Source organism: Streptomyces sp. NPDC015139 (genome assembly GCF_043079785.1).
Taxonomy (GTDB): domain Bacteria; phylum Actinomycetota; class Actinomycetes; order Streptomycetales; family Streptomycetaceae; genus Streptomyces; species Streptomyces albidocamelliae.
In genome coordinates, this window is record NZ_JBIBUW010000004.1 from 276,757 (window position 1) to 292,064 (window position 15,308).

Genomic DNA, 15,308 nt, shown 5'->3' on the forward strand with positions numbered 1-15,308 from the left:
GAGTGCGAGTTGGCGGATCATCCGCGCCTGAGTGTTGTCGTTCCCTTTCAGGATGTCGAGCACTACCTGGCCGAATGCCTGGAGTCGATCGCCCGTCAGTCGTTCCGCGACTTCGAGGTGATCCTCGTCGACGACGGCTCCAGCGACGGTTCGGTGCGCATCGCCGCCGACTTCTGCGCCGCGGACCCGCGCTTCAAGCTCATCCGCCAGCACGCGCACGGCCCCGGGCACGCCCGGAACGCGGGCCTGCGCTCCCTGCACCCGCACGCGGAGTTCCTCGCGTTCGTGGACGGCGACGACGTCATTCCCGAATACGCCTACGAGCTGCTGATCCGCACCCTCGACGAATCCGCGGCGGACTTCGTCTCGGGCAACGTGCAGATGATGAACTCCACCAAGAAGTGGCAGTCACCGCTGCACAAGGGGCCGATGCAGAAGAACCGGCGCGGCACCCACATCACGAAGTTCGACGCCCTGATCTACGACCGCACCGTGTGGAACAAGGTGTTCCGGCGGTCCTTCTGGGACGGCAACGGGATCCGGTTCCCCGAGGGAGTCCTGTACGAGGACTCCTGGGTCAACATGTACGCCCACTTCCGTGCCGAGAAGGTCGACGTCGTCACCGACGTCGTCTACTACTGGCGCCGCCGTGAGGGCGGAGCCGCCCCGTCCATCACCCAGCGCTACACCGAGCTGTCGAACCTACGCGACCGTGTCACGGCCGTGCAGACCGTCAGCCGCTTCCTCGCCGAGCAGGGCTCGCGCGCGTACCTGGACAGCAAGCGCAAGTACGACCTCGCGTGCCTGAAGTCCGACCTGCTGCTGCACCTGAAGGTGCTCCCGGACGCCGACGAGGAGTACCGCGAGTCGTTCATGCGGTGGGCGAACGAGTTCCTCGACGAGGCGGACCTCACCGTCATCGACGAACTGCCCGCCGAGGCCCGGGTCAAGTGGCTCCTGGTGCGCGAGGACCGGCTGCCGCAGCTCCTCGAGGTCCTGGAGTTCGAGCGCCGCGGCGGCCCGCTGCCCGTGCACCGCCGCTTCCACCGCTACCTGAACTACCCCGGCCTCGGGGACCGGGAGGTCGGCCTCGACAAGAAGGCGTACCGGCTGGACAAGGAGTTCTCCCTGCACGGCGCCCTGAGCGCCGCGCGCTGGAGCGAGAACTCGGACCTGCTCACGCTCAGCGGGACCGCGTACGTCCGCTTCATCAACGTGCACAAGAAGCACATGTCGGTGAAGGCGATCGCCCTGCGCAACAAGAAGCAGGGCCGGATGGTCGTCACGCCGGCGAAGACCACGTACGCACCGCAGGCCACCGAGAACTCGGCGCAGAATCGTTACTGCTACGACTGGGCCGGCTTCGAGACGCGGATCGACACGACGCGCCTGAAGCAGAAGGGCAAGTGGGTCGAGGGCACCTGGGACGTCGCGGCCGGCGTCCTCAGCCGCGGCCTCTTCCGCTACCGGGGCATCAACCGCGGCGGCGCCGGCAGCGCCGCCAACCCGCCGTACCGGTACGTCGACAAGAACACCCGCATCCTGCCGCTGTTCCTCCAGGACAAGCTGAAGCTGCGCGTGGAGGTCGTGCGCTGCCGGATCACCAGCCACCGCCTCGTCGGCGACCAGCTGGAGCTGCGCGGCGTCTATCTCGGTCCCAAGGTCCCGGACTGGGGCAAGCTCCGGGTGACCAGCATGAGCGGTGCCGGACGGCACGACGGCCGGGTGTGGTTCACCCCGGGCGGCGACGGCTGGTGCACCTTCGCGGCCAGGATCCCGCTGCGCCACCTGGTCCCGAAGTTCCGTGCCGACGCCCAGGCGGGCACGGACATCCCGCAGTCCTGGAGCATGGGCAGCAACGGCTGGAAGACCACCTTCCACGTCGAGGGGCGCAAGGCGCCCATCTACCCGGTGGTCGCGGAGGACACCGAGGACGGCTTCTACCGCATGCCCGCCGCGCTCCAGACCCGCGAGGGCGACCGGGAGGTCGTCGTCCACCGCAACGGCTCCGGCTACCTGGTGCTCTTCGAGCGCGCCGCCCTGCCCATGGCCACGCACGTGGCCTGGCGGGAGGACGGCGCGATGGAGATCCAGGGCCGGTACGACACCGCCGACCGCCTGACCCCCGAGCAGTACCGGGCCGCGCACCTGGTCGTGCGCTCGCGTGCGCACGGCGCGGAACGCACCGTCCCGCTGGTCTGGGACGGCTCCCGGTTCGGCGCGGTCCTCAGCCCCGCCGCCATGCGTACGCTCGCCGGGGAGATCCCGCTCGCCGCCGGCCGCTGGGACTTCTTCCTGCGCCGCCAGGACCTCTCGGCGGTCGCCCGCGAGGACCGGCTCGAGGACCTGATGGTCAAGCTCCACCAGGACGTGGTCGGCGCGTTCCCCCAGGACTACGAGCGCGACGAGCGCCGTTACGAGATCCAGGCCGAGGCGTACGACCGGCTCTCCGTGATGGTGCACTCGGCCATGCCCGACCACGCCCGCGGCCCCTACCGCCAGAAGCAGCTGCGCACGCGGGCCTACCCGGCGGCGCGCCGCGCACCGGTGCGTCAGGCGGTCCTCTTCGACGCCTTCAAGGGCACCCAGTACTCCGACAGCCCGCGGGCCCTGCACGAGGAACTCGTCCGCCGCGGCACGGACCTCGAACACCTCTTCGTGGTACGGGACGACCAGGTGCAGGTGCCGGCCACGGCGAAGCCGGTGCGCATGTGGTCGCCCGAGTGGTACGACGCCCTCGCCCGCAGCCGGTACGTCGTCGCCAACAACCACCTCCCCGACTGGTTCCAGAAGCGCGAGGGCCAGGTCGTCGTGCAGACCTGGCACGGCACCCCGCTGAAGAAGATCGGCCACGACATCGAGGCCATCCACTTCGCCGACCAGCGCTACCTGGAGCGGGTCGAGAAGGAGGTGCAGAACTGGGACATGCTGGTCTCGCCCAACAGCTTCTCCACCCCGATCCTCAAGCGGGCGTTCGGCTTCCCCGGGGAGATGGTGGAGTCGGGCTACCCGCGCAACGACATCCTGCGCCGGCCGGGCATGGAGGAGCGGGAGCGGGAGATCCGGCGGCGCATCGGTCTGCCCGAGGGCAAGCGCGTGGTGATGTACGCGCCGACCTGGCGCGACGACCAGTTCTACGCTCCGGGCAAGTACAAGCTCGACTTCCGGGTCGACCTCGCCGACGCGCGCGCCCGACTCGGCGCCGACCACGTGCTCCTGGTGCGCCGCCATCCGAACGTGGTGGACCCGGTGCCGGGCGCCGGCGACGGATTCGTCTTCGACGTCTCCGACTACCCCGACATGGCCGACCTGTCCCTCATCACGGACGTGATGATCACGGACTACTCGTCCCTGATGTTCGACTACGTCAACACCGGGCGGCCCATCCTCTTCTTCACCTACGACCTGGACCACTACCGCGACACGCTGCGCGGCTTCTACTTCGACTTCGAGAACAGCGCCCCCGGCCCGCTGCTGTACCGCTCCGAGGACCTGGTGACCGCGATTCGCGAGATCGACCGGATCCAGCAGCACTACGCGGAGCGCTACCGCTGGTTCCAGCGCGAGTTCTGCGACCTGGACGACGGCTACGCGTCCGCGCGGCTCGCCGACCGGATGCTGGTCGCGGGCGGTGACCTCGCGCCCGGGGACGCGCACGCCCCGGCGGTCGGCACCGTCGACACCCGCCACACCATGCGGGCGCTCACACCGATCCACCAGTGGCACAACCACAACTGGTTCGCCGCGCCGCAGACGGCCGCCCAGCAGCCCCCCGCCGGCCACGCCACCCACCTGGTGGACGCGGTGCCCGGCCAGCCCCACCCCGGCACCTGGTCCGCTCCGGCCGGGCAGTTCCCGGCGGCCGCGGCCTCCCCGGACGGCCGGGCGTACGAGGGCGTGGTCGTGTGACGCCGGTCCGTGCCACGGCGAACGGCTGCCGGCAGCCATGACCTCGCCGGTGAACCAGCCGCAGGCGCCCGTCCGCGCCCGCCGGGCCGGCCAGCCGTCAGCGCGTCCGGACCCGCAGGAGCAGGGCGTAGTGGTCGGACGCGCCGGTACCGCGTACCGAGCAGCCGAGGCGGGGCAGGTCCGAGAACAGGTAGTCGATCTTGTGCCCCGAGACATGCGTGGGCCGGCCGGAGCGGGACGACGCGGACGCCTGATCGCACTCCCGCTGGGCGCGGTAGGGCCCGGCCGGCCAGATCCAGGAGTCGGGGTCGCGCGGCCCCGGTGGGTCGGCGTTGAGGTCACCGCCGTACACCGTGCGCCGCGGCACCGCCGCCGCCAGTGCCGTCAACTGGTCGTCGCGGAGCTCCCAGTCCGGGTGGGCGCGGTCGTCCCCGGGCCGGCTGAGATGAGCGGTGCACACCCGGACGCCCCGGTCCGCGACCGTGGCGCACAGGATGCCGCGCCGCAGCCCCACGGCGGGCTGCCGCGATTCCACCGGCTCGACGGCCGACAGCCGGTACGCCGACAGCAGCGCGACACCGGCGGCACCCTGCCCGGCTCCGGCGCAGCGCACCGTGGTCGTACGCCCCGTGACGCCGCGCCAGGTGTAGGGCCGGAACTCGGTGTGCCAGGAGGCGCCGAGGTCAGCGCGCACCCTGTCCAGATCACCGGCGCAGACCTCCTGCAGGAGGAACACCCGCGCGCCGGAGCGGGAGACCATCGCCTCCAGCGCGTTCCTCTTGGCGGTGGGGCTCCCGGTGCTCCGGCAGTTCCACTGCTCGACGCCGCACATGTTCCAGGTGGCCACGGTGAGGGTGCGCCGCGGCGCCGCGGACCGATCCGGCCCGGACAGCTGGGTCGACGCCACCGCTGTCACGAGGCCCAGCAGTGCCGCCGCGACGGCCACCGGGCCGCGCCACCGGGAGCCGCCGGAGCCGGCCGCCGACGCGGAACTGGTCCGAAACATCAGGACATCATGTCCGATCGGCTGATCATTGGCCAATCATCCGGTACGCCGCACCCGACCGACTTCGAAGCACAACCGAGAGTGGAGTCCGTACATGTCCCAATCACCCGCGACAGGGCGGCAACTGCTCAACGGGATCGAAGCCTCCGGGACGTTCCCCGTCGAATACCGGTTCGCCCACGCCAAGAACGGCAACAGGCACCTGGTCGTCGTCTTCGCCAACTTCTCGGCGCCCGACGACTACGGCTGGTCCAACGGCGTCTTCGACAACGTCAGGGCGAACATCCTCTGGATCCGTGACCGGTTCCAGGGCATGAACAGCTACTACCTGTGCCAGGACATGGACTTCTCGCTGGAGCAGTCCGTCGCCACGCTCATCTTCAACGTCATGAAGGCGCTCTCCCTCACCCCCGACGACGTCACCATGTGGGGCGGCTCCAAGGGCGGCAGCGCGGCCCTCTACTTCGGGCTGCGGTACGGCTTCCGCAACATCGTCTCGATCGTCCCGCAGTTCCTCGTCGGCACGTACGTCGCCACCGTCCACCCCAAGGTCGCCGCGTTCATGCTGGGCGAGGGGGTGCCGGAGGAGAACGTGCGCGCCGTGGACGCGATCCTGCCCGAGCTGGTGCGTTCGGGAACCAACAGGGAGGCCAACATCTATCTGCTCTCCTCTCCGCAGGACGAGCAGTACACGGCCCAGGTGGAACCCTTCCTCGGCCTCTTCCAGGGCTACGAGAACTTCAACTTCATCTACAGCGAATCGCCGTTCATCACCGACCACACCCAGGTCACCCGGCGCAACGTCCCCGCGCTCATGGGCATCGTCAACCTTCTGGCCGACGGGATGCCGCCGCGTCTGGGCTTCGTGCGCAACGGCTACGAGGAGCCCGACCGCGACAAGTCGGGGATCAACGCCTACCTGTCCGGCACCTCGATGGTGAAGGACTCGCACAGCTTCCCGCCGCCGACCGTGCTGACCCCCGCCTTCAACGCCGAAGTCCCCATGACCGGAGCCGTGTTCACCGGCGTCGCGCCCGGCGCCGTCCGGGTGAGCCTGTGGGAGCACGGCAAGTTCCTCGGCTCGCCGCCCGTCGCCCCCGACGGCACGTGGACCTGGGAGCTGAACCGGTCCTGGACCAAGGGCAAGCACCTCGTCAGGCTCTTCGCGGTGAACGGCGAGGGCTTCCACTCCGAGCGGTCCGAGGTGCCGTTCACCACGGTGGACGCACCGGCCGTCCCGTCCTTCGCCTCCGGTCAGGGGATGCCGGACGCCAGGGTGTCCACCGTCGGGCACAGCGAGGCGGCGCCCATGGTGCTCGCACCCGTCGCCCACGAGCAGGTGATGGACGCCCGCGTGGTCTTCAGCGGCGCCGCCCCGGGCGCCGCGCAGATCGGGTTCCGGGAGAACGGGGTGCTGCTGGGCGGCGCCGCGGTCGCTCCCAACGGCAGCTGGTCGTGGGACTCGGGCTGGCCGTGGAGCCCCGGCGTGCACATCGTCGACGTCTTCGCCGTGGACACCGCGGGCGGCGAATCGGCCGTGACCCAGGTGCCGTTCACCGTCATGGACGTCCCGGCCGGAGCGGGCGCGGTGCCCTACTACGGCGGCACCTACTGAGCGACGCGAAAGGGGGCCTCCGCCACGGCGGAGGCCCCCTTTCGCGCACCGATCGGCGTTACGCCGGGACGCTCGCCACGCCCGGAGCCAGGAACTTCTTGCCGTTCACGCGCTCCGAGACACCCTCGCGGTCCAGGTACGGCGTGATGCCGCCCAGGTGGAAGGGCCAGCCGGCGCCCGTGATGAGGCACAGGTCGATGTCCTGGGCCTCGGCGACGACGCCCTCGTCGAGCATGAGCCCGATCTCCTGCGCCACCGCGTCGAGCACCCGCGCCCGCACCTGCTCCTCGGTCAGCACGACGTCGCCCTGCTTCAGCAGCGCGGCGACCTCCGGGTCCAGCTCCGGCTTGCCGCTGTCGTAGACGTAGAAGCCGCGCTTGCCCGCCTTGACGACGGCCGCGAGGTTCGGGGAGACCGTGAAGCGGTCCGGGAAGGCCCGGTTGAGGGTCTCCGAGACGTGCAGACCGATCGCCGGGCCGACCAGCTCCAGCAGCACCAGCGGGGACATCGGCAGACCGAGCGGCTCGATGGCCTTCTCGGCGACCTCGACCGGGGTGCCCTCGTCGATGACGTTCTGGATCTCGCCCATGAAGCGGGTCAGGATGCGGTTCACGACGAACGCCGGGGCGTCCTTGGTGAGGACCGCGGTCTTCTTCAGCTTCTTGGCGACGGCGAACGCGGTCGCGAGGGACGCGTCGTCGGTCTTCTCGCCGCGGACGATCTCCAGCAGCGGCAGGATCGCGACGGGGTTGAAGAAGTGGAAGCCGACGACCCGCTCGGGGTTCTTCAGCTTCGACGCCATCTCCGTCACCGACAGCGAGGAGGTGTTGGTGGCGAAGATCGCGTGCGCCGGGGCGACCGCCTCGACCTCCGCGAACACCTGCTGCTTGACGCCGATCTCCTCGAAGACCGCCTCGATCACGAAGTCGGCGTCCGAGAAGCCCTCGGCCTTGTCCAGGACACCGGTCACCAGCGCCTTGAGGCGGTTGGCCTTGTCCTGGTTGATCCGGCCCTTGCCGAGCAGCTTGTCGATCTCGGCGTGGACGTAGCCCACACCCTTGTCGACGCGCTCCTGGTCGATGTCGGTCAGCACGACCGGCACCTCGAGGCGGCGCAGGAAGAGCAGGGCGAGCTGCGAGGCCATCAGACCGGCGCCGACGACGCCGACCTTGGTGACCGGGCGGGCCAGGTTCTTGTCCGGGGCGCCCGCGGGACGCTTGCCGCGCTTCTGCACCAGGTTGAACGCGTAGATGCCGGAGCGCAGTTCGCCACCCATGATCAGGTCGGCGAGGGCCTGGTCCTCGGCGTCGAAGCCCTGCTGCAGGTCGCCGTCCTTGGCGGCCGCGATGATGTCGAGGGCGCGGTAGGCGGCCGGGGCCGCGCCGTGCACCTTGGAGTCCGCGATGAAGCGGCCCTTGGCGACGGCCTCGTCCCAGCCCTCGCCGCGGTCGATCGCGGGCCGCTCGACCTTGACGTCGCCCTTGAGCACCTGGGCGGTCCAGATCAGCGACTGCTCCAGGAAGTCGGCACCCTCGAAGAGGGCGTCGGCGATGCCCAGGTCGAAGACCTGCTTGCCCTTGAGCTGCTTGTTCTGGTTCAGGGAGTTCTCGATGATGACCGAGACGGCCTTCTCGGCGCCGATCAGGTTCGGCAGCAGCGCGCAGCCGCCCCAGCCCGGGACGAGACCGAGGAAGACCTCGGGCAGCGAGAACGCCGGGATCGCCTTGGAGACGGTCCGGTAGGTGCAGTGCAGGCCGACCTCGACGCCGCCGCCCATGGCCGCGCCGTTGTAGTAGGCGAAGGTCGGGACCGCGAGGGACGCGAGGCGCTTGAAGACCTCGTGGCCGCCCTTGCCGATGGCCAGCGCGTCCTCGTGCCGCTTCAGCAGCTCGACGCCCTTGAGGTCGGCGCCGACGGCGAAGATGAACGGCTTGCCGGTGACACCGGCACCGACGATCGTGCCGTCGGCCGCCTCCTTCTCCACCTGGTCGATCGCGGCGTTGAGGTTCGCCAGCGACTGCGGGCCGAAGGTGGTCGGCTTGGTGTGGTCCAGGCCGTTGTCCAGCGTGATCAGCGCGAACCGGCCGGCACCGAAGGGCAGGTCGAAGTGGCGTACGTGCGCCTGCGTGACGACCTCGTCCGGGAACAGCTCGGCCGCGCCCTTCAGGAGTTCAGCGGTGGTGCTCACTTGTCGCCTCCGTCGAAGTGCGGGTTCTCCCAGATGACCGTCGCGCCCATGCCGAAGCCGACGCACATGGTGGTGAGGCCGTAGCGGACCTGCGGCTGCTCCTCGAACTGGCGGGCCAGCTGCGTCATCAGACGGACGCCGGAGGAGGCGAGCGGGTGACCGAAGGCGATCGCGCCGCCGTACTGGTTGACGCGCTCGTCGTCGTCCGCGATGCCGTAGTGGTCGAGGAAGGCCAGGACCTGGATGGCGAAGGCCTCGTTGATCTCGAACAGGCCGATGTCGGAGATGGACAGGCCCGCCTGGGCGAGGGCCTTCTCCGTGGCCGGGATCGGGCCGTAGCCCATGACCTCGGGCTCCACACCCACGAAGGAGTAGGAGACGAGGCGCATCTTGACGGGCAGGCCGTTCTCGCGGGCGAAGTCCTCGCTCGCGATGAGCGACGCGGTGGCGCCGTCGTTCAGACCGGCCGCGTTGCCGGCGGTGACCCGGCCGTGCACGCGGAACGGCGTCTTGAGACCCGAGAGGCTCTCCAGGGTCGTACCCGGGCGCATCGGCTCGTCGGCGGTGACGAGGCCCCAGCCGGTCTCGCCGCCCTCGGGGCTGGTCCGGCGCACCGAGATCGGCACGAGGTCCTGCTGGATCTTGCCGTTGGCGTACGCCTTGGCGGCCTTCTCCTGCGAGCGCACCGCGTACTCGTCGGCGCGCTGCTTGGTGATGTGCGGGTAGCGGTCGTGCAGGTTCTCCGCCGTCATGCCCATGAACAGGGCCGACTCGTCGACCAGCTTCTCGCTGACGAACCGCGGGTTGGGGTCCACGCCCTCGCCCATCGGGTGGCGGCCCATGTGCTCGACACCGCCGGCGACGGCGACGTCGTACGCGCCGAAGGCGACGGAACCGGCGACCGCGGTGACGGCGGTCAGGGCGCCGGCGCACATGCGGTCGATGGAGTAACCGGGTACGGACTGCGGCAGACCGGCGAGGATACCGGCGGTGCGGCCGATGGTCAGGCCCTGGTCGCCGATCTGCGTGGTCGCGGCGATGGCGACCTCGTCGATCTTCTTGGGGTCCAGGCCGGGGTTGCGGCGCAGCAGCTCCCGGATCGCCTTCACGACGAGGTCGTCGGCACGGGTCTCGTGGTAGATGCCCTTCGGGCCCGCCTTGCCGAACGGGGTGCGGACGCCGTCGACGAAGACGACGTCCCTGACGGTACGAGGCACGATGGCTCTCCTCCAGGGTGCGGGATGGCACTGCTGCGTTGCGCTGAGCGCGCGCTCAGGACCCATGCTACTTATGAGTAACGTAGCTGCACAGTCCTGCCGGAGGGAGCGGCGAAGGTCACACCGGGGAGCCGGTGCCGAACGAGGGCGGGGCGCGGCCGTGCGCGAGGGCCGCGCACGTCGGTATGGCTTGATCTCGATGCACCGGTGGCGCCGGCGGCCCGCCCGTCGGGGCCCGGAGAACCGCCGCGACCAGCCATGACGCTCCCGCGGCCGCCGGTGCGGCCGGTCCCGCGGTGGATCAGGCGTCGTTCGTCGCCAGTGCGGCGACCAGTACCAAAGTCACCTGCTCCACCTGCCACGGACGCGCGCCGTAACCCGCCAGCGCCGTCCGCACGGCCGGGGCGTCCACGACGGCGGGCGGCTCCCAGCACAGCCGCCGGACCGTGTCCGGGGACACCAGGTTCTCCTGGGGCATGCCGAGCTCCTCGGCCAGTGCCGAGACCCCGGCCCGGGCGGCGGACAGCCGCGCGGCGGCGGCCGGGTCCTTGTCGGCCCACGCACGCGGCGGCGGCGGGCCGGTCACCGGCTGGCCCGGCTGCGGCAGCGCGGTGTCGGGGAGGGCCCTGGCCCGGTCGACGGCGGCCTGCCACTGCTCCAGCTGCCGGCGGCCCATCCGGTGCCCGAATCCGTTGAGCGCGGACAGCGCGTGCACGCCGGAGGGGAGGGCGAGCGCGGCTTCCACGATCGCGGCGTCGCTCAGCACCTTGCCCGGTGACACGTCCCTGCGCTGCGCGATGCGGTCCCGGGTCTGCCACAGCTCCCGGACGACGCCCAGCTGCCTGCGCCGGCGCACCTTGTGCATCCCGGACGTCCGGCGCCAGGGGTCCTTGCGGGGCTCGGCGGGCGGCGCGGCCGCGATCGCGTCGAACTCCTCCAGGGCCCACTCCAGCTTGCCCTGCCGGTCCAGCTCCTTCTCCAGGGCGTCGCGCAGGTCGACGAGGAGCTCGACGTCCAGGGCGGCGTAGCGCAGCCAGGGCTCCGGCAGCGGCCGGGTCGACCAGTCGACGGCCGAGTGGCCCTTCTCCAGCACGTAGCCGAGGACGCCCTCGACCATGGCGCCGAGGCCGACCCGGGGGAAGCCGGCGAGCCGGCCGGCCAGCTCGGTGTCGAAGATGCGGGTCGGGACCATGCCTATCTCGCGCAGGCAGGGCAGGTCCTGGGTGGCCGCGTGCAGCACCCACTCGACGCCGGACAGCGCGGCGCCCAGGCCGGACAGGTCCGGGCAGGCGACGGGGTCGATCAGTGCGGTGCCGGCGCCCTCGCGGCGCAGCTGCACCAGGTAGGCCCGCTGGCCGTACCGGTAGCCGGAGGCGCGCTCGGCGTCCACGGCCACGGGGCCGGTGCCGGCGGCGAACGCGGCGACCACCTCGGCGAGGGCCGCCTCGTCGGCGATCACGGGCGGAATGCCCTCGCGGGGCTCGAGCAGCGGTGTCGGCGCCCCCGCCGCAGAAGATCCGGCGTCTTCGGGAGGCGTGCCTCCGCTGGTGCGCAGGGAACTGTCTGCTGCGGTGTCTTGGGCGTCGGTCACCTGTCAAGGGTATCGGTGTGTGGAAGGCGCCCGTCGCCGGAACGTTCCGTCGACGGGCGCCCGAGGGTCGTAAACCAGTCAGGTCGGTGAAACTTCCGGTTCACACGAGGGAACCGGTGATTCCGCCGAGCGGGGCATGGAGTGGGGTCAGTGGATGATTCCGGTACGGAGAGCCACCGCCACCATGCCGGCACGGTCGCCGGTGCCCAGCTTGCGGGCGATGCGGGCCAGGTGGCTCTTGACGGTGAGGGCGGACAGGCCCATGGAGACGCCGATGGCCTTGTTCGACTGGCCTTCGGCGACCAGTCGCAGCACCTCGACCTCACGCCCGGACAGCTCCCGGTAGCCACCCGGGTGGCTCGGGGCACCCGGGGGACGGCGGTGCATGCGGGCGGCGCCGCCGAGGGGAGCGGCACCGGGCCGGCTGGGGAGGCCGATGTTGGTGCGGGTGCCGGTGACGACGTAGCCCTTGACCCCTCCGGCCAGGGCGTTGCGGACCGCGCCGATGTCGTCGGCGGCGGAGAGGGCCAGGCCGTTGGGCCAGCCCGCGGCGCGGGTCTCGGACAGCAGGGTCAGGCCGGAGCCGTCGGGCAGGTGGACGTCGGCGACGCAGATGTCGCGCGGGTTGCCGATGCGGGGACGAGCCTCCGCGACGGACGAGGCTTCGATGACGTCGCGTACTCCGAGGGCCCACAGATGGCGGGTGACGGTGGAACGGACACGCGGGTCGGCCACGACCACCATGGCGGTCGGCTTGTTCGGGCGGTAGGCGACCAGGCTTGCGGGCTGCTCGAGGAGAACGGACACCAGGCCTCCTGGGTGGGGGGAAGGGGCCGGCTTTGGGGAGGAAGCCGGGACGAACCGTGCTTTCAAGGTCACAGTCGTCTTCGGCAGCAAACTCGTCCGCCTTTAGAGAATGATCACGATCTAGTGAGTAACAATCTGTGCAATTCGGACACGCGATCGATCATCCGAAGATCGAATCGGTTCGAGCGGATGCGATTCGAGTGCGGAAAGTGGCCGTATCGACAAAGAGAGGGTCAACAAGGCGTCCGTCGGAGTGATGTCGGCGGATCGGGGCGGTCAGGTCACCGCGACTGCGGACCCCTGCGCTGCGGCAGGGTCACCACCGAGGTGTCGCCGGGGCCGGCCGGCGGCAGACCGCCGACCTGCGCCAGCAGATCGCACCAGGCGGCCAGGTGCGCGGCCGTGTCCGGCACCCCGCCCATGCCCTCGCGGGGCGTCCAGGACGCCCGGATCTCGATCTGCGAGGCGGCCGGCCGCTCGGCCAGGCCGCCGAAGTAGTGCGAACTCGCACGCGTGATCGTGCCGCTCGGCTCGCCGTAGCCGAGTCCCCGCCCCTGGAGCGCACCGGTCAGCCACGACCAGCACACCTCCGGCAGCAGCGGATCGGCCGCCATCTCCGGCTCCAGCTCCGCGCGCACCAGCGTCACCAGCCGGAACGTCCCCTGCCAGGCGTCGTGCCCGGCCGGGTCGTGCAGCAGCACCAGCCGCCCGTCGGCGAGCTCCTGCTCGCCGTCGACCACCACCGCCTCCAGCGCGTACGCGTGCGGGGCGAGCCGCTGCGGCGCGGGTGTCGGCTCCACCTCGACCTGCGGGCGTACCCGCGCGGCGCGCAGCGCGTCCACCGCGGCCCGGAACGCGGGCGGCAGTCCACCGCCCGCCCGCCCCTGCGCGGTGTCCTTCGCGTCGTCCATTCCGTCAGCGCCGTCCGACAGTCGTCCCTGAGCCGCAGCCATGCGGGGAAGAGTAAGGGGAGCAGGGCCCGCGCGCAGGGAGGGACACCCCCGAAGGGCAGGCGCACTTCTCCTTCCCGGGCCGTGGGAGACTTGCCGTCGTGAGTGCCAACGGAAGCCCTTCGGGCCAGCAGCCGACAGCGACGTACGACAGCGCCTTCCTCAAGGCGTGCAGGCGCGAAGCCGTACCGCACACCCCCGTGTGGTTCATGCGCCAGGCCGGCCGCTCCCTGCCCGAGTACCGCAAGGTGCGCGAGGGCGTTCCGATGCTCCAGTCCTGCATGATGCCCGAGCTGGTCACCGAGATCACGCTCCAGCCGGTGCGCCGGCACGACGTGGACGCGGCGATCTACTTCAGCGACATCGTCGTCCCGCTCAAGGCCATCGGCATCGACCTCGACATCAAGCCCGGTGTCGGCCCGGTCGTCGAGCAGCCGGTCCGCACCCGCGCCGACCTGGCCCGGCTGCGCGACCTCACCCCCGAGGACGTCCCCTACGTCACCGAGGCGATCGGCCAGCTCACCCGCGAGCTCGGCGCCACCCCGCTGATCGGTTTCGCGGGCGCCCCCTTCACCCTCGCGAGCTACCTGGTCGAGGGCGGCCCCTCCCGCACGTACGAGAACGCCAAGGCGATGATGTACGGCGACCCGGAGCTCTGGGCCGACCTGCTCGACCGGCTCGCCGACATCACGGCCGCCTTCCTGAAGGTGCAGATCGAGGCCGGCGCGAGCGCGGTCCAGCTGTTCGACTCCTGGGTCGGCTCGCTGGCGCCGGCGGACTACCGCCGCTCGGTGATGCCCGCCTCCGCGAAGGTCTTCGACGCGGTCGCCGGGTACGGCGTCCCGCGCATCCACTTCGGTGTCGGCACCGGTGAGCTGCTGCGGCTCATGGGCGAGGCCGGCGCGGACGTCGTCGGTGTCGACTGGCGCGTCCCGATGGACGAGGCGGTGCGCCGCGTCGGCCCCGGCAAGGCGCTCCAGGGCAACCTCGACCCCACCGTCCTGTTCACCGACAAGGACACCGTCGAGGCGAAGGCCGGTGAGGTGCTCCAGGCGGCCGCCGGTCTGGAAGGCCACGTCTTCAACCTCGGCCACGGTGTCATGCCGAACACCGACCCGGACGCGCTGACCCGGCTGGTCGAGTACGTCCACACGCGCACCGCGCGCTGACTCACCAGGTGTAGTACGGCCGCGCCCGCCTGCCGAACAGCAGGCCGGGCGGTTCCGGCGGGGCGGGCGTGCCCGGCTTGAGCGGCCACGCCAGCAGCACGCCCGCCACGAAGCCGACCACGTGGGCCGCGTACGCCACCGTCCCGGCGCCGGAGACGCCGTGCCCGGAGGAGTACACCGCCTGCAGCACGAACCAGAAGCCCAGCACCATCCAGGCGGGCAGCCGGAGCGGCAGGAAGACCAGGAACGGCACGAGCACCCACACCCGGGCCTTCGGATACAGCACCAGGTAGGCCCCGAGCACGCCGGCCACGGCACCGGAGGCGCCGATCAGCGGGTCGCCCGAGGAGGCGTTGAGGAGCGCGAAGCCGTAGCCGGCCGCGTAGCCGCAGACGACGTAGAAGAGGAAGTACCGGACGTGGCCCATCCGGTCCTCGACGTTGTTGCCGAAGATCAGCAGGAACAGCATGTTCCCCAGCAGATGCAGCCAGCCCCCGTGCAGGAACATCGCCGTGAGGACCGACAGCGCCGGTGACTTGTGGTACCCGGGCGGGCCGACGACGCAGCCCGGGCCGTGCGGGCCCACGCCCACCTCGCCCGTGGGCACCAGCCGCGGCAGCTGATGGTGGATCAGCTGCTTCGGGACCGCCGCGTACTGGTCCATGAAGGCCTGGAGATGGCACAGCCGCACCAGTTCGCCGTCACCGGCCACGGAGCCGGCCAGACCGGGCGTGGTGAGGAACACGAGCACATTGGCCGCGATGAGCGCGTACGTCACCCAGGGGGTGCGGCGCACCGGGTTCACGTCATGGACGGGGATGACCACACAGGAGTACTGCCCGCGACGGGGCCCGTG

The 15,308-nt window shown here is 71.0% G+C and carries 10 protein-coding genes; 3 read left to right on the forward strand and 7 right to left on the reverse strand.

Annotated elements, in window-relative coordinates; translation table 11 throughout:
• Positions 1–9: 9 nt before the first annotated feature.
• Positions 10–3,909 (forward strand): CDP-glycerol glycerophosphotransferase family protein, encoded by a 3,900-nt coding sequence (locus tag ACF08B_RS13515; RefSeq protein WP_392317463.1) that lies wholly within the window; start codon positions 10–12, stop codon positions 3,907–3,909.
• 97 nt (positions 3,910–4,006) lie between these two features.
• Here the strand turns inward: ACF08B_RS13515 and ACF08B_RS13520 are convergent, their stop codons facing one another.
• Positions 4,007–4,915: an endonuclease/exonuclease/phosphatase family protein gene (locus ACF08B_RS13520; protein WP_392317464.1), complete on the reverse strand. Its 909-nt coding sequence runs from the start codon at positions 4,913–4,915 to the stop codon at positions 4,007–4,009.
• 94 nt (positions 4,916–5,009) lie between these two features.
• On the opposite strand from ACF08B_RS13520, the gene ACF08B_RS13525 reads away from it, so the two are divergent.
• Positions 5,010–6,530 (forward strand): hypothetical protein, encoded by a 1,521-nt coding sequence (locus tag ACF08B_RS13525; RefSeq protein ID WP_392317465.1) that lies wholly within the window; start codon positions 5,010–5,012, stop codon positions 6,528–6,530.
• A 58-nt stretch (positions 6,531–6,588) separates the two neighbouring features.
• Here ACF08B_RS13525 and ACF08B_RS13530 read toward each other — a convergent pair whose 3' ends face one another.
• From ACF08B_RS13530 to ACF08B_RS13550, 5 genes are all read right to left on the reverse strand, one after another.
• Positions 6,589–8,718: a 3-hydroxyacyl-CoA dehydrogenase NAD-binding domain-containing protein gene (locus ACF08B_RS13530; RefSeq protein ID WP_392317466.1), complete on the reverse strand. Its 2,130-nt coding sequence runs from the start codon at positions 8,716–8,718 to the stop codon at positions 6,589–6,591.
• Positions 8,715–9,935, reverse strand: a complete 1,221-nt coding sequence (locus ACF08B_RS13535) for a thiolase family protein (protein WP_392317467.1) — start codon at positions 9,933–9,935, stop codon at positions 8,715–8,717. Before ACF08B_RS13535 ends, ACF08B_RS13530 begins: the two co-directional genes overlap by 4 nt.
• 301 nt (positions 9,936–10,236) lie before the next feature.
• Positions 10,237–11,526, reverse strand: coding sequence for an HRDC domain-containing protein (locus ACF08B_RS13540; RefSeq protein WP_392317468.1), 1,290 nt, complete (start codon positions 11,524–11,526; stop codon positions 10,237–10,239).
• 147 nt (positions 11,527–11,673) lie between these two features.
• Positions 11,674–12,333 (reverse strand): response regulator transcription factor, encoded by a 660-nt coding sequence (locus ACF08B_RS13545; RefSeq protein WP_093473897.1) that lies wholly within the window; start codon positions 12,331–12,333, stop codon positions 11,674–11,676.
• A gap of 281 nt (positions 12,334–12,614) precedes the next feature.
• On the reverse strand, positions 12,615–13,286 hold the full coding sequence (locus ACF08B_RS13550) for a DUF3000 domain-containing protein (protein ID WP_392317469.1): 672 nt from the start codon (positions 13,284–13,286) through the stop codon (positions 12,615–12,617).
• A gap of 98 nt (positions 13,287–13,384) precedes the next feature.
• Between ACF08B_RS13550 and hemE the strand changes: the two genes are divergently transcribed.
• Positions 13,385–14,452: a uroporphyrinogen decarboxylase gene (gene hemE / locus ACF08B_RS13555; RefSeq protein ID WP_392317470.1), complete on the forward strand. Its 1,068-nt coding sequence runs from the start codon at positions 13,385–13,387 to the stop codon at positions 14,450–14,452.
• Between the two features lies 1 nt (position 14,453).
• On the opposite strand, the gene ACF08B_RS13560 is transcribed toward hemE, so the two are convergent.
• Positions 14,454–15,278: a rhomboid family intramembrane serine protease gene (locus ACF08B_RS13560; protein WP_392317471.1), complete on the reverse strand. Its 825-nt coding sequence runs from the start codon at positions 15,276–15,278 to the stop codon at positions 14,454–14,456.
• Positions 15,279–15,308 lie beyond the last annotated feature (30 nt).